This window comes from Corynebacterium sp. MSK310 (genome assembly GCF_030227355.1).
Lineage (GTDB): Bacteria > Actinomycetota > Actinomycetes > Mycobacteriales > Mycobacteriaceae > Corynebacterium > Corynebacterium rhinophilum.
Genome location: NZ_JASPFZ010000014.1, coordinates 15,865 through 32,507 on the forward strand (window position 1 = coordinate 15,865; position 16,643 = coordinate 32,507).

Consider the following 16,643-nt stretch of genomic DNA (forward strand, 5'->3'; position numbering starts at 1 on the left):
TCCCAGTCCGTGCTTTATTTACTCAACCGCATGTAGATTGCGCATAACGAAAGGAGCGCCCGATGAAGGTCCGTAAGTCCCTTCGGTCGCTGAAGAAGAAGCCGGGCGCCCAGGTTATTCGCCGCCACGGTAAGGTCTTCGTGATCAACAAGAAGGATCCCCGTTTCAAGGCCCGTCAGGGCTAATTGAAACTTAAGAAAGTCCGCCTCCTCCGAGAATTTGGAGCGGGGCGGATTTTTTATTTCTACGCTTCGACGCCAGAATGTGAACTTTGCCACATGTTTAGGTGAATAGAAGGTAAACCCGCAGGAATGTCAGGCGTGTAGTTTCACGGTTGGGTGCCGGGGCGGTCAACATGTGGGGTCTCGCCCCTGGCCCTCCTGGGAATATCATGGGTGTAACTACTATATGTTGTGTTAGTTGCGGTCAATTCCCCCAAAGTATAGTGTCGTTGGTGTCGCTCAGAGCGGTGCAGGAAGTGGCCTGAAAAGGGGTCAGAACCTCCGCTTTCTACGAGCAAAAGCTATCTCGCAAAAGGATTTTAGGGAGTTATTATGTCTATCACCGTCTACACCAAGCCTGCTTGCGTTCAGTGCAATGCCACCAAGAAGGCCCTTGACCGCGCGGGTCTGGATTACAACGTGGTAGATGTCACCGTGGACGATGAGGCCCGTGACTACATTATGGCTCTGGGCTACGTCCAAGCACCCGTCGTAGAAGCCAACGGCGGGCACTGGTCCGGCTTCCGCCCCGACCGCATCAAGAACCTTGCCGAGCTAGCCGCCTCTGCGTAAGTAGCCGAGGAGGGAGGTGCCGTCATGTTGGTCGTGTATTTTTCCTCTACTACGGAAAATACGCACCGGTTCGTGCAGAAGCTAGGTTTCCCTAGCGCGCGAATCCCCCTGCGCCGCACCGATGAGCCGCTAGTGGTCAACGAGCCTTTCGTCTTGGTGTGTCCCACCTACGGCGGAGGAGCTTCCATTAGCCACCAAAACTCCCGGCCCGTACCGGTGCAGGTAATTAGATTCCTTAATAATGAGCACAACCGCAGTTTTATTCGGGCGGTTATCGCCGGAGGAAATAGCAACTTCGGCGCCGATTTTGGCAAGGCTGGTGACGTCATCAGCGCCAAATGTAAGGTGCCCTATGTATATCGTTTCGAATTGCTCGGAAACGATGAAGATATAAAAATTTGTCGCGAAGGCCTGCTGGCTAATGCTTCCCAGTTGGGACTGGATGGGGCAGCCTAGCCGCGGTGCGACACACCTAATAGAATCCTGATTTTAAGAAAGGTCGCGTCAGCTGTGAGTACGCAATTGGGAAAGACCGTAGCAGAGCCAGTATCGCAGGAAGAGCAGCTGGATTACCACGCGCTCAACGCAATGCTGAATCTCTACGACGGAGACGGCAAGATTCAATTTGATAAGGACCGCGAGGCCGCCAATCAGTTCTTCTTGCAGCACGTTAATCAGAACACGGTCTACTTCCACGACTTGGAAGAGAAGATCGATTACCTGGTGCGCAATAAGTACTATGACCCAGCGGTCATTGAGGCTTATGACTTCGAGTTCATCAAGTCCCTATTCAAGCGCGCCTACTCTTATAAGTTCCGCTTCAAGTCCTTCCTTGGCGCCTATAAGTACTACACCAGCTATACGCTGAAGACCTTCGACGGCCGCCGGTACCTGGAGCGCTTTGAGGACCGCGTCTCCATGACGGCGCTTTTCCTTGGTGATGGCGATGGTGAGCTGGCAGAGCGCCTCGTCGATGAGATCATGACCGGCCGCTTCCAGCCGGCTACGCCAACCTTCCTGAATGCCGGCAAGCAGCAGCGCGGCGAATTGGTTTCCTGCTTCCTGCTCCGCATCGAAGACAATATGGAATCCATCGGTCGTTCCATCAACTCCGCGCTGCAACTGTCCAAGCGCGGCGGCGGCGTGGCCCTGCTGCTGTCCAATATCCGCGAATCCGGCGCGCCGATTAAGCACATTGAGAACCAGTCTTCTGGCGTCATCCCTGTGATGAAGATGCTGGAGGATGCATTCTCCTACGCTAACCAGCTCGGTGCGCGCCAGGGTGCGGGCGCGGTGTACCTCAACGCCCACCACCCGGACATCATGAACTTCCTCGACACCAAGCGCGAGAACGCGGATGAAAAGATCCGCATTAAGACCCTGTCCTTGGGCGTGGTGATCCCGGATATCACCTTCGAGCTGGCCAAGAACAACGACGACATGTACCTGTTCTCGCCGTACGACGTCGAGCGCGTCTACGGCAAGGCCTTCGGCGATATCTCCGTTACCGAGCATTACGAAGAAATGGTGGAGGATCCGCGCATCCGGAAGAAGAAGATCAACGCGCGCCACTTCTTCCAAACCGTGGCGGAGCTGCAGTTCGAGTCCGGCTACCCGTACATCATGTATGAAGATACGGTAAACCGCGCCAACCCGGTCAAGACCTCCCGCATCAATATGTCCAACCTGTGCTCGGAGATATTGCAGGTCAACTCCGCTTCCGAGCTCAACGCGGATCTTTCTTATGACCAGGTGGGCAACGATATTTCCTGCAACCTGGGTTCGCTGAATATCGCCATGACCATGGACTCGCCGGACTTCTCCCAAACGGTGGAGACCGCGATTCGGGGGCTGACCTCGGTGGCGGATAAGACCTCCATCGATTCCGTTCCATCCGTGCGCAAGGGCAACGATGACTCACACGCCATCGGCTTGGGCCAGATGAACCTGCACGGTTACTTGGGTCGCGAGAACATCGAGTACGGATCCGAGGAGGGGTTGGACTTCACCAACGCCTACTTCGCCGCCATCATGTACGCAGCCCTGCGCGCCTCCAATAAGATTGCCCGCGAGCGCGGCACGACCTTTACCGAGTTCCCCGAATCCGATTACGCCAGTGGCGAGTTCTTTGACTCCTACGATCCGGCGGAGTTCCAGCCGCGCACGGAGAAGGTCAAGGCTCTTTTCGATGCCTCCTCCATCTACACTCCCACCGCAGAGGACTGGGCGGAGTTGAAGGAGGACGTTGCCAAGCACGGCCTCTACAACCGCAACCTGCAGGCGGTGCCGCCGACGGGCTCGATTTCCTATATCAACAATTCCACCTCGTCCATTCACCCGATTGCCTCCAAGATTGAAATCCGCAAGGAAGGCAAGATCGGCCGCGTATACTACCCGGCTGCGCATATGGATAACGACAACTTGGAGTACTTCAAGGACTCGTACGAAATTGGTTACGAGAAGATCGTTGATACCTATGCTGAGGCCACCAAGTACGTGGACCAGGGGCTATCGCTGACGCTGTTCTTCAAGGACACCGCTACCACCCGCGATGTGAATAAGGCGCAGATTTACGCTTGGCGCAAGGGCATTAAGACCTTGTACTACATCCGCGTGCGCCAGATGGCGCTGGAAGGCACCGAGATCGAGGGCTGCGTTTCCTGCATGCTCTAAGCGCGGGCGCGGTCCAGGATAGCGCGGGAGGTGCGCTCGGCGGCTTCGGCCTCGCCGGCGTCAATCTCCCGCGCTAAATCCATATGTAGCTGAGTGGTGCCGCGAATTGGATCCCGTTTGCGGGAGCCAAAAACGGATTTGCCCTTCAAGATAGTCAGCAACGCCGGTGCCAGCGCCGCGATCATCTCATTGCCGGAGGCCTCCAAGATAAGGGTATGAAATTGCAGGTCGGTTTCGAGTTCTTCGCCTACCCGGGGGGAAGGGGTGGTCTCGAGCTCGCTGAGCCGGCCCGCCAGTCGCAGCAATTCGCGGCGCTGCTGTGGGCTGGCATTGCGCGCGGCAAGCTGCGCCGCCACCGGCTCGATACCAAGGCGCAGCTCGTTGAGTCGCGCCACCTGTTCCGCGCGCGTCTTATCGTGCGCCAGCCGCCACGAAATAACGGCGGGATCATAGACCGCCCAACTGCTGCGCGGCAGCACCTTGAGCCCCACTCGGCGCCCGGAGGAAACCATCCCCAGATGCTCGAGGGTACGCATGGCCTCGCGCGCTACGGTGCGGGAGATGCCAAAGCGCTTTTCGATGTCCCCAAGGCGAAACCGCGTGCCCTCCGCCATTTCCCCGCTGACGATATCCGTGCCCAGCTGGTCTACTACAGGGCCTAAAAGGGGAGTGGTTTCTGCCATGGCGCGGGCGTCCTTTCCTGGCTGTGTACTGCGCTTTTATTATAGGTGCGGTGCGGCGGGATGATGCGGGTTGGCATTGGGTATGCTGGGACTCGAAATTCTACACAGTGAAGCATTGGAGTGACATCGCGTGTCGCACGAATACGATGACTACGTTGCTAGTCATGACAGCCCGGTAAAAGCTATCAACTGGAATACCATCCCCGATGACAAAGACCTCGAGGTATGGGAGCGGTTGACCGGTAACTTCTGGCTCCCGGAAAAGGTCCCAGTCTCTAATGATCTCCCCAGCTGGAAGACGCTGACGGAAAAGGAAAAAGAAACCACCATGCGGGTCTTTACTGGCCTGACGTTGCTGGATACCATCCAGGGCACGGTCGGTGCGATCTCCCTGCTTCCGGATTCGCAGACCCTGCACGAGGAGGCGGTGTATACCAATATCGCCTTCATGGAGTCGGTGCACGCCAAGTCCTATTCCAATATCTTTATGACCTTGGCTTCCACCCCGATGATCAATGATGCCTTCCGCTGGTCCGAGGAAAACGAGAACCTGCAGAAGAAGGCGAAGATCATCTTGGCCTACTACAACGGTGATGATCCGTTGAAGAAGAAGGTGGCCTCTACGCTGCTGGAGTCCTTCTTGTTCTACTCCGGCTTCTATCTGCCGATGTACTTCTCTTCCCGGGCGAAGCTGACCAATACTGCCGATATCATCCGCCTGATCATCCGCGATGAGGCCGTGCACGGGTATTACATTGGCTATAAGTTCCAGCAGGAATACAAGAAGCTGGATGAAAAGCGCCAGGAAGAATTGAAGGACTACACCTTTGACCTGGCCTTTGAGCTCTATGACAACGAGATCGACTACACCGAGGACCTCTACGACGAGCTGGGCTGGACCGAAGACGTCAAGCGCTTCTTGCGCTATAACGCCAATAAGGCCCTGAATAACTTGGGCTTTGAGGGCCTCTTCCCAGCCGATGAGACCCGCGTCTCGCCGGCTATCCTGTCCTCTCTTTCTCCCAACGCCGACGAGAACCACGACTTCTTCTCGGGCTCGGGTTCGTCCTATGTCATTGGCAAGGCCGAGGACACCACGGACGATGACTGGGACTTCTAGCCGTTCTTAGTCCCCGCGCACCTTCGCTTCGGACTCAACCGAAAGGTTGATAACGAGCGGGGGTGCGTTTTTCGGTTTTTGACCTGCACATCTCGCAGGCGTTGTGACATATGACACCCCTGCCTGCCCTAAAGAATTTAAACCTTAAATCGTGCCCGCCCCACGTGCAGGGGGTATGTGACGGTTGTGGTTATTGAGGGAATACCCCCAAGCTGGAGGACCATTAAGAGAAGCTGGCAAGAACGGGGGAAAATGTCCTAATATAATCGAAGTAAACCTAGGTGTAGGTGGACCCAGTCCGCTGACACTTTGTTATTCAGGAGGATTCTATGACCGCTGTGGCGCCACGGGTCGACGATTACGTCGCTCCCACACGTCCAGAGCCAACCGGTAGGGAAAAGACCGGTTCAAAGGCTTGGGTATTTTTAACCACCACCGACCACAAGCAGCTCGGCATCATGTACTTGATCATGGCCTTCAGCTTCTTCTTCCTTGGTGGCTTTATGGCATTGCTGATCCGTGCGGAGCTTTTCACCCCGGGTCTGCAGTTCCTGTCCAATGAGCAGTTCAACCAGCTGTTCACTATGCACGGCACCGTGATGCTGCTGCTGTTCGCTACGCCAGTTGTTTGGGGCTTTGGTAACTACATCCTGCCTCTGCAGATCGGCGCGCCGGACGTGGCCTTCCCACGTCTGAACTCCTTTGGTTTCTGGGTAACCCTGCTCGGCGGTGTCGTCATGCTGCTGGGCTTTATCACTCCTGGTGGTGCGGCTGACTTCGGCTGGACCATGTACATGCCGCTTGCCGATGGCGTACACACCCCCGGCATCGGCGCCGATATGTGGATCGTCGGTGTGGGCGCTACCGGTGTCGGTACCATTGCCTCCGCCATCAACATGATCACCACCATCTTGACCCTGCGCGCACCGGGCATGACCATGTTCCGCATGCCGGTCTTCTGCTGGGGCATCTTCACCGCCTCCGCCATCGTGCTGATGATCTTCCCGCTGCTGACCGCAGCCGCCTTGGGCGTGCTGTATGACCGCAAGCTGGGCGGCCACATCTACGATTCAGCTAACGGCGGTGCCATCCTGTGGCAGCACCTGTTTTGGTTCTTCGGCCACCCTGAGGTCTACGTCCTCGCACTGCCGTTCTTCGGCGTTGTCTCCGAAATCGTTCCGGTCTTCTCCCGCAAGCCGGTCTTCGGCTACATCGGCTTGGTCTTCGCCATTCTGGCCATCGGCTCGCTGTCCATGGCCGTGTGGGCACACCACCTGTTCGTCACCGGCGCCATCCTGCTGCCGTTCTTCTCGTTCATGACGTTCCTTATTGCGGTGCCTACCGGTGTGAAGTTCTTCAACTGGGTCGGCACCATGTGGAAGGGCCACATCACCTGGGATACCCCGATGATTTGGGTCATGGGCTTCATGGCTACCTTCCTTTTCGGTGGTATGACCGGTGTTATGCTCGCTTCTCCGGCGCTGGACTTCCACTTGGCTGAGTCCTACTTCCTGATTGCGCACTTCCACTACACCCTGTTCGGTACGGTTGTGTTCTCCGCCTTCGGTGGCCTGTACTTCTGGTTCCCGAAGATGACCGGCCGCATGCTGGACGAGCGCTTGGGCAAGATTCACTTCTGGCTGACCTTCATCGGCTTCCACGGCACCTTCCTGATTCAGCACTGGGTCGGCAACATGGGTATGCCGCGTCGCTACGCCGACTACCTGGAGTCCGATGGCTTCACGGTCTTCAACCAGATTTCCACCATCTTCTCCTTCGTCCTCGGCGCTTCCGTTATCCCGCTGGTCTGGAACGTCTTCAAGTCCTGGCGCTACGGTGAGGTCGTTACCGTGGATGACCCATGGGGCTACGGCAACTCTCTGGAGTGGGCAACCTCCTGCCCGCCTCCGGGCCACAACTTCACCTCCTTGCCACGCATCCGTTCCGAGCGTCCGGCATTCGAGCTGCACTACCCGCACATGGTTGAGCGCATGCGCGAGGAAGCTCACGTGGGCAAGCACTAAGGCCGCACTTTAACTCCTGACTACAGCCGCCTTCCCCAGCCTCTTAGAGGTAGGGAGGGCGGCTTTGGCGCGTGTGGGATAATGGTCGTTGTGAATACTCAAGCTGACACCACGACCATTACTAGTCTCGGACCAGACGCTCCCGGAGCGGCCGCCGCTTTCTTTACTGCGTTGGCTGATTTTCCCGTCCCGCTTGCCGATGTCCACCTCGCCACCGCCTCCAACCACCTCGCCCTCACCGCGCAGTGCGATCTGTCCAGCACCGATACCGCAGCACTAGGGGATCGCGTGCGCGAGGCCATGGCGCCGTTCGAGCATGAGGTGTCTATTGCACAAAGCTATGCTGTTGCCATTATTGGTGAGGAGATAAACGCGGGGGATATTAGCGCGGTGCAGAGCGCCGTGAATGGGGAGACGGTCCGCATGCGCCGGATAGCGCTGGATTCCCTTTTCGCCGTGGAACTTACCGTGGCACTAGAAGATGCCGCCGCGGCGCGGCGGGCTCTGCGGGAGATTGCCGCTGAACGCGGTATCGATATCTCCCTCGAGGGCCTAGGCCATCGCGGCAAGCGTTTGGTGTGCTTCGACTGCGATTCGACCCTGATTGAAGGTGAGGTCATCGAGATGCTCGCCGCCCACGCAGGCAAGGAAGCAGAAGTGGCCGCCGTAACCGAGCGCGCCATGCGCGGCGAATTGGACTTTGAGGAGTCCCTGCGCGAGCGCGTCGCGGTGCTGGAGGGCCTGGATGCCTCGATTATCGATGAGGTCGCCCGCGATATCGAGCTGACACCCGGCGCTAAGGAAGCGATCGGAACCCTCCACCGTCTGGGCCACCGCACCGCCGTGGTCTCGGGTGGCTTTATTCAGGTGCTCGAGGGCTTGGCCACAGACCTCCAGCTCGACTACGTGCGGGCCAATACTCTGGAAATCCGCGATGGCAAGCTGACCGGTAAGGTCATTGGGAAGGTGGTCGACCGCCAGGCCAAGGAAGACTTTCTGCGCGAATTCGCCGCGGATTCCGGAATCGGGATGGAGTCCACCGTTGCGGTGGGCGATGGCGCCAATGACATCGCCATGGTCACCGCCGCCGGGCTGGGCGTCGCTTTTGATGCGAAGCCGGCGCTGCGCGAGGCCGCCGATGCCTGCATCACACCGCGCCGCCTCGACGCCGTCCTACCGATGTTGGGAATTGCCAATGTCTAAGTTCGAGATAGCGCACCAACGCCTCGTTGCCGCCTGTACCGCTCGGGATTCCCACGAGGACCCCGCGGATCCGTCGACCGTGCAGGCGATGCAGATAGCCCTCCACCTCCCCAAGCAGGATCCCCCGGCGCGCAGCGAGGTGCTTACCGCGGCCGCCCGCGCCGTGGTGGCCGCCTGTCTAGATGACCGCGCCGGCGAGGACGGTGCCTTCGCCGCGGCGCTCGCGCAGTGGTACGGCCACCGCATCCGCAAGATTGCCCGCCGGGCGCGCAATAAGGCGTGGCGCGATGTGCAGCTGCTGCCTGGTGTCACCGTGGATGACCGCGCGCGTGCCTTTGCACCTTCAGCGGTGGGGGAGGTGGACCCGCTCATTAGCAAGCTGCAGATCGGCCACACCGACCTCGCGATGGACGAGTCAGGGCCTCCGCTTGCCGATGCCCCCATTATCTACGTCGACCGCAGCCTCGCCATGACCGCGGGCAAGGCAGCCGCCCAAGTGGGCCACGGCTCGATGATGCTCGCCGCCGCCATGAGCCAAGAGGAGGCTGCGGCTTGGGCGGCAGAAGGTTTTCCGCTCTCTGTCCGCGAGGTGGACGCAGAGACATTTCGCACCGCCTGCGCGCAGGAGGACGCGGTAGTCATCATCGATGCCGGGTTTACTGAGATCGCCCCGGATTCGGCTACCGTGTGTGCGCTGCGGCGACCAATCGCTTAAGGGCACCGCGTACCGTTTCCGGGTTCGTGGTTTGCCAGAACCGCGGCATCGAGGCCTTGAGGAATGCGCCGTAGCGCTTGTATTCCAGTCGGTTATCCAGCACGGCGACGACCCCGCGGTCCGTTACGTGGCGCAATAGCCGCCCGGATCCCTGCGCCATGAGGAGCGCCGCGTGATTGGCGGAGACCTCCATGAACCCGGAGCGCCCGGCGGCGTCGGCTGCCTGGGAGCGGGCCTGCAGCAGTGGGTTATCGGGCCGCGGAAAGGGGATGCGGTCAATGAGGACTAGCGAGCACGATGGCCCCGGCACATCCACGCCTTGCCAAAGCGTCAAGGTGCCAAAGAGACAGGAGTTCTCCTTCGTGGAGAACTTATCTACCAGCGTGCCGATGGCATCTTCGCCTTGCACATACAGGTCAAACGGCAAACGCGGCGCCAGGGCCTCCGCGGCCTCTTCCGCCGCTCGGCGCGAGGAGAATAACCCCAGCGTGCGCCCGCCGGCGGCCATGATGAGCTCGTATATTTCTTCCAAGGTTTCGGAGGACAGGCCATCCCGCCCCGGTGCGGGGAGGTGTTTCGCGGTATACAGGATGCCGGATTTCGCCGGGTCAAAGGGCGTTCCTGCATCGAGCGTGTCATACGTACCGGACGGCAGGCCCCATTGTGCCGCCATGGCGTCGAAACGCCCGCCCAGCGCCAGCGTGGCCGAGGTAAGCACCACCGTTTGCTCCCCAAATAGGTTCTCGCGCAGCATGTGCGCGATAGACAGCGGCGCGACGGCGAGGGTATCGGTGCCTTCCAGCCACACCACATCGTCTTGCGCGGCGGGGTCGTCGGTGGCGAAGACTTCCAGGATCCGCCGGATCGCCTCGGCCAAGTCCGTGAGGTGATTACTTAAATTTTGGCGCTCGGCGTTCTTTTCGGGGTCATCGTTGGCCTCGCCTTCTGGGGCGCGGGAGATGAGGGATTTAACGCGCAAGAACTCATCGGCAAGCGCGCGCAAGTGCGCCTGGGAGGTCTCATCCAAATCCGTCCACCGGCCGGGCTCCTGGACGCGCAGCAGATCATCGAATTCATCGGCCAACTCCGCTAGGTTTCCGGCATTGCCCAGTGACTTTGCGCGGTTCGCCGCCATTTTAATGGCGCGGGAGGTAATCTCCGCGGTGGAAACGGAGGTAATGCGCCCATCGAGCTCGTGTGCCTCATCGATGATCGCCACATCATGTTCGGGCAGGATACTGGCCTCAGAGATGGCATCGATGGCGAGCATGGCGTGGTTGGTGACGATGATATCGACATCGGCAGCAGCCCTGCGGGCCTCTTCGGCGAAGCAATCCGCACCATGCGGGCAGCGCCCGGCTCCCAAGCATTCATTTGAGGTCACCGATACCGCTCGCCACACCAAATCCGGCACGCCGAAGTCTAAATCATCCCGGTCACCGGTTTCGGTCTCCTGCGCCCAGTCGTGGATGCGGCGCACGGCCTTGCCGCGGTAGGAGATATCGGACTCATCGATAAGAGCCTCCGGGTCATCCGGGGTGGCCGCGATCTTATTCAGGCACACGTAATTATTGCGGCCCTTCATGATGGCGAAGGTGGGGGTGCGCTCCATGACATCGGCTAGCGCCTCCGTCAGCCGCGGGAGGTCGCGCTCCACCAACTGGCGCTGCAGGGCCAGCGTGGCGGTGGAGACGACGACGGTGGAACCCGAGTTCATCGCATGCCGGATAGCCGGAACCAGGTAGGCCAAGGATTTACCCGTACCCGTGCCCGCCTGAACGGCGAGGTGGCGCTCGGATTCCAAGGCCTTGGATACCGCGTTAGCCATGCGAACCTGGCCCTCGCGGCGGGAGCCGCCGAGCGCATCCACCGCCGCGCCTAGCAGCGTTTCCGTGTCGTGGTTTAGGGGCTCATCTGCGGGGTCACTCACCCCACACAGTCTAGCGACCTAGTCCTTAAAGCCCACCATTCGCGTGGGCACGGCGGCATCGTCGCGCGAAAGCGCCAGTCCCTCCCACGGCAGGGTCTTGCGGGCCTCGTCCAAGTAGGTGCGGGAGGCCTCCAGATCGGGCAGGTCCTCTACGATGTGCCCATCGCGCATTAAAGGAATGGTCAACTCGCGGGTGGTGAGCTGGCCCGTATCCGGCGCGTCTGCGGCAAAGGGGTAGACGACCTCTTCTACCGCCACGCCGGAGGACCGGTAGGTGCGCAGTGCGCGCTTGGCCCCGCCCACCGATTGCTTGGATGACGAGCGCTTGGCCACCGGCACCCCGTCGACCTCGACGACCTTGTAGACCATGCCCGCGGTTGGGGCACCAGAGCCGGTGACCACGGAGGTGCCCACGCCGTAGACATCGACGGGATCGCCGCGCAGACCCGCGATGGCGAACTCGTCCAAATCGGAGGAAACAACGATATTGGTATTGTGATTGCCCAGCTCATCGAGCTGCTTGCGCACGCGCCGGGTCACCGCACCAAGGTCGCCGGAATCGATGCGCACCCCGCCAAGCTCCGGGCCACCGACCTTGACGGCGGTCTCGACGCCCTTGGTGATGTCGTACGTATCCACCAGCAAGGTGGTATCGATGCCCAGGGTATCGATTTGTGCGCGGAAGGCCGCCTCCTCATTGCTCGTGCCATCCGGGTTCGTGTGCGCCAAGGTCCAGGCGTGGGCGGCGGTGCCAGATACCGGGATGCCGTAGCGGAAGCCGGCCTCCAGATTGGAGGTGGCGGTAAACCCGGCGAGGTAGGCGGCGCGGGCGGCGGTTACGGCCGCGTATTCGTGGGTGCGGCGGCTGCCCATCTCCAGAATGGGGCGGCCATCGGCGGCAGTGACCATGCGGGATGCGGCAGAGGCGACGGCGGAATCGGCATTCAAGATGGACAGCACGATGGTTTCGAGCACCACGCACTCACCAAAGGTGCCGCGCACCGTCAAGATAGGAGAGTTGGGAAAATACAGCTCGCCCTCGCGGTAGCCATCGATCTGCCCGGAAAAGCGCCAGTCGCGCAGGTACTGTCGGGTATCTTCATCCAGGAAATCCATCTGTTCCAGCTGTTCGGGGGAGAAGCGGAAGTCCTCTACCGCGCGCAACACGCGGTCGGTGCCGGCGACGACGCCGTAGCGACGCTCATTGGGCAGGCGGCGGGAAAAGACCTCGCAGGTCACGTTGCGGTGGGCTGTGCCATCGCGAAGCGCGGCTTGCAGCATGGTGAGCTCGTATTTATCCGTGAGCAAAGCGGTGGAGCGATCGATAGAGCGTGCTATGTCATTCATGAGCCTGATACTACTCACAGCTTAAGAAGCTTTCAGCATACCCGGGCCACCACCCCAGTGAGCTGCGGGGAGACCCAATGCCCAAAATGCCAGCGAAAAATGATTAGGCTATAAGGCATGAAGCCGCAACACCCCGAAGTCCGTATGAGCTCTCCCATGGCCACGCCCGACTTGGATGAAGGAATCGAAGTTGATGTGGCCGCGAGCGAGAATCTGCCGTGGATGTGCATCGTCTGGGACGATCCCGTCAATTTGATGAGCTACGTGTCCTACGTATTCCAAACCGTTTTGGGCTACGACAAAAAGCGGGCCAACGAGCTGATGATGCAGGTCCACACGGAAGGCAAGGCCGCCGTGTCCAGCGGCGAAAAGGACAAGGTTGAGGCGGACGTGAAAAAGCTCCAGATCGCGGGTCTGTGGGCGACGATGCAACAGGCAGGGTAGATAGATGCAACCGTGGAAAAAGAAGAAATCGCTGATGCGCGGGCCCAAAATCACGGCGGTATTCGAGCCCATGGAGCGCGAGGTCATTGGCAACCTCACCGCCACCGTCTCTGAGGCGATTATCGGCCGCGCCCAATCCGCGCCGAAAGACGAGCTCGCGGAAATGCTGGACATGCCCACCGGCCACACCGAGGCCCCCGAAGATCCCTCCTTGGCGCGGCTGTTTCCGGACTTCCAAAAGCCCGGCGATGAGGAATACGACGGCGATGCATCCCTTTTGCGCTCGCTGCACGAAAATGACATCGCACGGGCGAAGCTGCAGAACCTGCAGGTCATCGGCAATGCGCTCGGCCCCACCGGCGGGGTAGAGGTCTCCATTTCGGAGCAGGAAGCCCAAGCCTTCGTGGCCGGCCTCAATGACCTGCGCTTATACGTCGCGGCCGGGGAAGCGACCGACGAAAACCTCATGACGGACCGCGATACCTTGGTGGAATGGCTGGCCTATTGCCAGGATTCCCTGCTGGAAGTGTTGATGGATTAATGATTGACGGCATTAGCATTGGCCATTTTTCCGGCGAGGACACTGGCGCCACCGTGCTCTACTGCGGCCCGAAGGGCGCGCTAGCCAGCGTGGATGTGCGCGGCGGCGGGCCCGGTACGCGCGAGACCGATCTCTTGCAACCGCACAATACCGTTGAGCGCGTCCACGCCATCGTGCTCGCGGGCGGGTCCGCCTTCGGCTTGGCGGCCGCTGACGGCGTCATGCGCGAATTGGAAGCCCACGGGGTGGGTTTCCCCGTCTTTGGCGAGGACAAGCCCGGCCCACGTGTGCCCATCGTGCCGGCGGCGGTGATTTTCGATCTGCTGGTCGGCCCCTCCCGCCCGGGACCGGAGGATGGGGCGGCGGCGCTGCGGGCGGCCATGGCCGGCCACGACGAGACGGTCGGCACGGTCGGCGCGGGCGTGGGCGCCACGGCGGGCAAGCTGCGCGGCGGCTTCGGCCTGGCCACCCGCAAGGTCGGAAATTACGAGGTCAGTGCCGCGATGGTAGCCAATCCCGTGGGCGAGGTCATCGACCCGCAATCCGGCCGCCTCTATGGCGCGCAGGGGCGCACACCGGTCAACCTGGCCGCCTACCGCGATTTGCCGCACCCAGCGGCGAAGCTGAATACGACGATTGGCGCCGTGCTTACCGATGCCCCCGTCACCACCGCCCAAGCCCAACGCCTCGCCATGACGGCTCACGACGGTATTGCGCGCGCCGTTCGCCCCGCGCATTCGCCACTGGACGGCGATACCATTTTCGCCTTGTCAACGGCGCAGGCCCCCGCCGAGGTGGACATAGTCCAGCTGTGTGCTGCGGCGGCCGATGTGGTGGAGGAGGCCATCGTCACCGCGGTCACTGCCGCACGCCCTGGCCTGGGGCTTCGCGCGTATCGCGACTTGCTCGGCTAAGATATTGCCCATTATGACTATGGGTGGAACTTCACGTAATCAGCCGGCGCCGACCAGCACGAACAACCGCGGCCGTGGCCGCATCAGCACCGGCCTATCCCTGGCATTGGGCTTCCTCGCGGTGGAGTGGTCGGTCCACCTCATCAACGCCGTTGTCTTCGGCGGCGGGTTGTCCAATTACGGCATCCGCCCGCTCGACGTGGACGGCCTGTGGGGCATTATCACGGCGCCGCTGCTGCACGGCAGCCTGGAGCACTTGATGTCCAACTCGCTGCCGGGTGCCCTGTTTTGCTTCCTCATCGGCTTGTCCGGGCGCCGGGTGTGGTGGGAGGTCACCTTGATCACCACCGTGGTGGCGGGCCTTGGCACGTGGTTTTTGGGCGGAGCCGGAACCTCGCATATCGGCGCGTCCGGGCTGGTCTATGGCTGGCTGGCCTACCTCGTGGTGCGCGGCGTCTTCAATCGCTCCCTGCTGCAGATCATTTTGGGCATCATCCTGGGCTTTTCCTATTCCGGGCTGATTTGGGGCGTGCTGCCCGTCGCCGAGGGCATTAGCTGGCAAGGCCACCTCTTCGGCGCCCTGGGCGGTGTAGCGGCCGGCATGTTCATCACTTCCGATAACCCCGCAAAGGCAGGGAGGAAATAATGCCCAACGCGTCGTCTCCCATCGGCATCTTTGACTCGGGCGTCGGCGGGCTGACCGTGGCCCGCGCGGTAATGGAGCAGCTGCCGCAAGAATCCGTTATCTATAAGGGTGATACCGCCCACGGCCCCTACGGCCCGCGGCCCATCTCGCAGGTGCGGGCCTTTTCCCAGGATATTGCCGATGAGCTGGTGGAGCGCGGCTGCAAGATGCTGGTCATCGCCTGCAATACCGCCACCGCGGCCTTCCTGCACGATGCCCGCGAGCGCTACGATATCCCCATCGTGGAGGTTATCCGCCCGGCCGTGCGCCGCGCCATGTCCACCACGCGCAATGGCAAGATCGGCGTCATCGGCACTGAGGGCACCATCAAATCCGGCGCGTACCAGGACCTTTTCGCGGTTAACCCCAATGTCGAGGCGGTAGCCACCGCCTGCCCGGACTTCGTGCCCTTTGTTGAGCGCGGGATTACCGCGGGCCGCCAGATCCTCGGCGTCGCCGAGGGCTACCTTGCGCCCCTGCAGGCCCAGGGCGTGGATACCTTGGTGCTGGGATGCACGCACTACCCGCTGCTTACCGGCATCATCCAGCTCGCCATGGGCGAAAACGTGTCCCTGGTGACCTCCTCAGAGGAAACCACCAAGGACGTCATGCGCCTTCTTACGGAAACTGACATGCTCGCCCCCGAGGGCAACCAGCCGGTCCATTCCTTCGAATCCACCGGCGATCCAGAGGTCTTCGCCCAGCTGGCCACGCGCTTTTTGGGCCCGCAGATCGGCTAATCCTCCCCCTTTTGCGCGCGGTACCAGCATTTGGTCCGGATTCATGGAACTATTGGTTTCATGAAGCTGACCATCCTAGGCTGCTCCGGTAGCGTACCCACCGCAGACAATCCTGCCTCCGGCTATGTCGTGTCCTTCGACAATGCACCGTCCATCATCCTGGATATGGGCTCGGGCACGCTGGGCCAGCTAGCTCAACTGCAGGATCCGTGCGATGCCCACGTGGCCTTTAGCCATCTGCACGCGGATCACTGCGCGGATTTTCCCTCCCTCATGGTGTGGCGCCGCTTCCATCCCACCGCCCCGGCGGCCTCGCGCAATTTCTGCTTCGGCCCGTCCGCCACCCCGACGCACCTAGGCCGCCTGTCCTCCGACGAGGTAAATGGGATCGACGATATGTCCGATACCTTGGCGTTTAGCCCGTGGGTGGCGGGGGAGCGCCAGCTTGTCGATGACGTCTTTATCACCCCCTTCCCCGTCAACCATCCGGTAGAGGCTTATGCGCTGCGCATCGAGCACGCCAAGACCGGCAAGACCATTACCTATTCCGGCGATACGTCTTATACGCCCGCGCTTGTCGATGCCGCCCGGGGCGCCGATCTCTTCCTCTGCGAGGCCACCTGGGGTGCTTCCTCCGAGGGCATGGCACCCGGCATGCACATGTCGGGTGCGGAAGCGGGGCGCGCGGCGCGGGAAGCGGGCGTTCGCACGCTGGTGTTGATCCACATCCAGCCCTGGGGCGATGCTGAGGCCACCGTGGCGGCGGCGCGGGAGGAATTCGACGGCGAGATCGTGCTGGGTACTGCGGGCATGCAGTTCTAAGTTACGCT

At 60.9% G+C, this 16,643-nt stretch carries 17 protein-coding genes; 14 read left to right on the plus strand and 3 right to left on the minus strand.

Annotated elements, in window-relative coordinates; all coding sequences use genetic code 11:
• Window positions 1-62 precede the first annotated feature (62 nt).
• The 4 genes from ykgO (at window position 63) to nrdE (ending at window position 3,467) form a co-directional block, all read left to right on the plus strand.
• Window positions 63-185: a type B 50S ribosomal protein L36 gene (gene ykgO, locus QP891_RS09705; protein ID WP_003847162.1), complete on the plus strand. Its 123-nt coding sequence runs from the start codon at window positions 63-65 to the stop codon at window positions 183-185.
• Between the two features lie 369 nt (window positions 186-554).
• On the plus strand, window positions 555-794 hold the full coding sequence (gene nrdH / locus QP891_RS09710) for a glutaredoxin-like protein NrdH (protein ID WP_284771043.1): 240 nt from the start codon (window positions 555-557) through the stop codon (window positions 792-794).
• Between the two features lie 24 nt (window positions 795-818).
• The gene (nrdI, locus tag QP891_RS09715; RefSeq protein ID WP_284771044.1) at window positions 819-1,250 is read left to right on the plus strand and encodes a class Ib ribonucleoside-diphosphate reductase assembly flavoprotein NrdI; all 432 of its coding nucleotides are present in this window, start codon (window positions 819-821) and stop codon (window positions 1,248-1,250) included.
• Between the two features lie 54 nt (window positions 1,251-1,304).
• Window positions 1,305-3,467, plus strand: coding sequence for a class 1b ribonucleoside-diphosphate reductase subunit alpha (nrdE, locus tag QP891_RS09720; RefSeq protein WP_284771045.1), 2,163 nt, complete (start codon window positions 1,305-1,307; stop codon window positions 3,465-3,467).
• Here the strand turns inward: nrdE and QP891_RS09725 are convergent.
• Complete coding sequence (locus tag QP891_RS09725) at window positions 3,464-4,150, minus strand: FadR/GntR family transcriptional regulator (RefSeq protein WP_284771046.1); 687 nt, start codon at window positions 4,148-4,150, stop codon at window positions 3,464-3,466. The two genes, nrdE and QP891_RS09725, sit on opposite strands and share 4 nt — an antisense overlap.
• Window positions 4,151-4,280: 130 nt before the next feature.
• On the opposite strand from QP891_RS09725, the gene nrdF reads away from it, so the two are divergent.
• The 4 genes from nrdF to QP891_RS09745 all read left to right on the plus strand — a co-directional run bounded on the left by nrdF (window position 4,281) and on the right by QP891_RS09745 (window position 9,212).
• Window positions 4,281-5,270, plus strand: coding sequence for a class 1b ribonucleoside-diphosphate reductase subunit beta (nrdF, locus tag QP891_RS09730; protein ID WP_239269910.1), 990 nt, complete (start codon window positions 4,281-4,283; stop codon window positions 5,268-5,270).
• 329 nt (window positions 5,271-5,599) lie between these two features.
• A complete protein-coding gene (ctaD, locus tag QP891_RS09735; RefSeq protein WP_284771047.1) occupies window positions 5,600-7,294 on the plus strand; it encodes an aa3-type cytochrome oxidase subunit I in 1,695 nt (564 codons plus the stop codon).
• A gap of 81 nt (window positions 7,295-7,375) precedes the next feature.
• Window positions 7,376-8,497, plus strand: a complete 1,122-nt coding sequence (gene serB / locus QP891_RS09740) for a phosphoserine phosphatase SerB (protein ID WP_284771048.1) — start codon at window positions 7,376-7,378, stop codon at window positions 8,495-8,497.
• Window positions 8,490-9,212 carry a peptidyl-tRNA hydrolase gene (locus QP891_RS09745; protein WP_284771049.1) on the plus strand — a complete coding sequence of 241 codons (723 nt, stop codon included), beginning with the start codon at window positions 8,490-8,492 and terminating at the stop codon, window positions 9,210-9,212. Before serB ends, QP891_RS09745 begins: the two co-directional genes overlap by 8 nt.
• Here QP891_RS09745 and QP891_RS09750 read toward each other — a convergent pair.
• Window positions 9,178-11,142, minus strand: coding sequence for an ATP-dependent DNA helicase (locus QP891_RS09750; protein ID WP_284771050.1), 1,965 nt, complete (start codon window positions 11,140-11,142; stop codon window positions 9,178-9,180). The genes QP891_RS09745 and QP891_RS09750 overlap by 35 nt on opposite strands.
• Before the next feature lie 18 nt (window positions 11,143-11,160).
• Window positions 11,161-12,489 (minus strand): nicotinate phosphoribosyltransferase, encoded by a 1,329-nt coding sequence (locus tag QP891_RS09755; protein WP_284612756.1) that lies wholly within the window; start codon window positions 12,487-12,489, stop codon window positions 11,161-11,163.
• A 117-nt stretch (window positions 12,490-12,606) separates the two neighbouring features.
• Between QP891_RS09755 and clpS the strand changes: the two genes are divergently transcribed.
• From clpS to QP891_RS09785, 6 genes are read left to right on the plus strand one after another with little or no spacing between them, the layout of a single operon-like run.
• Window positions 12,607-12,933: an ATP-dependent Clp protease adapter ClpS gene (gene clpS, locus QP891_RS09760; RefSeq protein ID WP_005277757.1), complete on the plus strand. Its 327-nt coding sequence runs from the start codon at window positions 12,607-12,609 to the stop codon at window positions 12,931-12,933.
• Between the two features lie 4 nt (window positions 12,934-12,937).
• Window positions 12,938-13,474, plus strand: coding sequence for a DUF2017 domain-containing protein (locus QP891_RS09765; protein ID WP_284609792.1), 537 nt, complete (start codon window positions 12,938-12,940; stop codon window positions 13,472-13,474).
• Complete coding sequence (locus QP891_RS09770) at window positions 13,474-14,388, plus strand: P1 family peptidase (RefSeq protein WP_284771051.1); 915 nt, start codon at window positions 13,474-13,476, stop codon at window positions 14,386-14,388. Before QP891_RS09765 ends, QP891_RS09770 begins: the two co-directional genes overlap by 1 nt.
• Window positions 14,389-14,401: 13 nt before the next feature.
• Window positions 14,402-15,034, plus strand: coding sequence for a rhomboid family intramembrane serine protease (locus QP891_RS09775; RefSeq protein ID WP_126319699.1), 633 nt, complete (start codon window positions 14,402-14,404; stop codon window positions 15,032-15,034).
• Window positions 15,034-15,813, plus strand: a complete 780-nt coding sequence (gene murI / locus QP891_RS09780; protein WP_284631042.1) for a glutamate racemase — start codon at window positions 15,034-15,036, stop codon at window positions 15,811-15,813. Before QP891_RS09775 ends, murI begins: the two co-directional genes overlap by 1 nt.
• 60 nt (window positions 15,814-15,873) lie before the next feature.
• A complete protein-coding gene (locus QP891_RS09785; RefSeq protein WP_126319697.1) occupies window positions 15,874-16,635 on the plus strand; it encodes an MBL fold metallo-hydrolase in 762 nt (253 codons plus the stop codon).
• Window positions 16,636-16,643: the final 8 nt, after the last annotated feature.

Coding starts and splice junctions, on each gene's coding strand:
- murI (WP_284631042.1), top strand. CDS start 15,034: ATGCCCAACGCGTCGTCTCCCATCGGCATCTTTGACTCGGGCGTCGGC.
- QP891_RS09755 (WP_284612756.1), bottom strand. CDS start 12,489: ATGAATGACATAGCACGCTCTATCGATCGCTCCACCGCTTTGCTCACG.
- nrdH (WP_284771043.1), top strand. CDS start 555: ATGTCTATCACCGTCTACACCAAGCCTGCTTGCGTTCAGTGCAATGCC.
- QP891_RS09785 (WP_126319697.1), top strand. CDS start 15,874: ATGAAGCTGACCATCCTAGGCTGCTCCGGTAGCGTACCCACCGCAGAC.
- ctaD (WP_284771047.1), top strand. CDS start 5,600: ATGACCGCTGTGGCGCCACGGGTCGACGATTACGTCGCTCCCACACGT.
- QP891_RS09770 (WP_284771051.1), top strand. CDS start 13,474: ATGATTGACGGCATTAGCATTGGCCATTTTTCCGGCGAGGACACTGGC.
- QP891_RS09725 (WP_284771046.1), bottom strand. CDS start 4,150: ATGGCAGAAACCACTCCCCTTTTAGGCCCTGTAGTAGACCAGCTGGGC.
- QP891_RS09765 (WP_284609792.1), top strand. CDS start 12,938: ATGCAACCGTGGAAAAAGAAGAAATCGCTGATGCGCGGGCCCAAAATC.
- nrdI (WP_284771044.1), top strand. CDS start 819: ATGTTGGTCGTGTATTTTTCCTCTACTACGGAAAATACGCACCGGTTC.
- ykgO (WP_003847162.1), top strand. CDS start 63: ATGAAGGTCCGTAAGTCCCTTCGGTCGCTGAAGAAGAAGCCGGGCGCC.
- QP891_RS09775 (WP_126319699.1), top strand. CDS start 14,402: ATGACTATGGGTGGAACTTCACGTAATCAGCCGGCGCCGACCAGCACG.
- clpS (WP_005277757.1), top strand. CDS start 12,607: ATGAAGCCGCAACACCCCGAAGTCCGTATGAGCTCTCCCATGGCCACG.
- QP891_RS09745 (WP_284771049.1), top strand. CDS start 8,490: ATGTCTAAGTTCGAGATAGCGCACCAACGCCTCGTTGCCGCCTGTACC.
- serB (WP_284771048.1), top strand. CDS start 7,376: ATGGTCGTTGTGAATACTCAAGCTGACACCACGACCATTACTAGTCTC.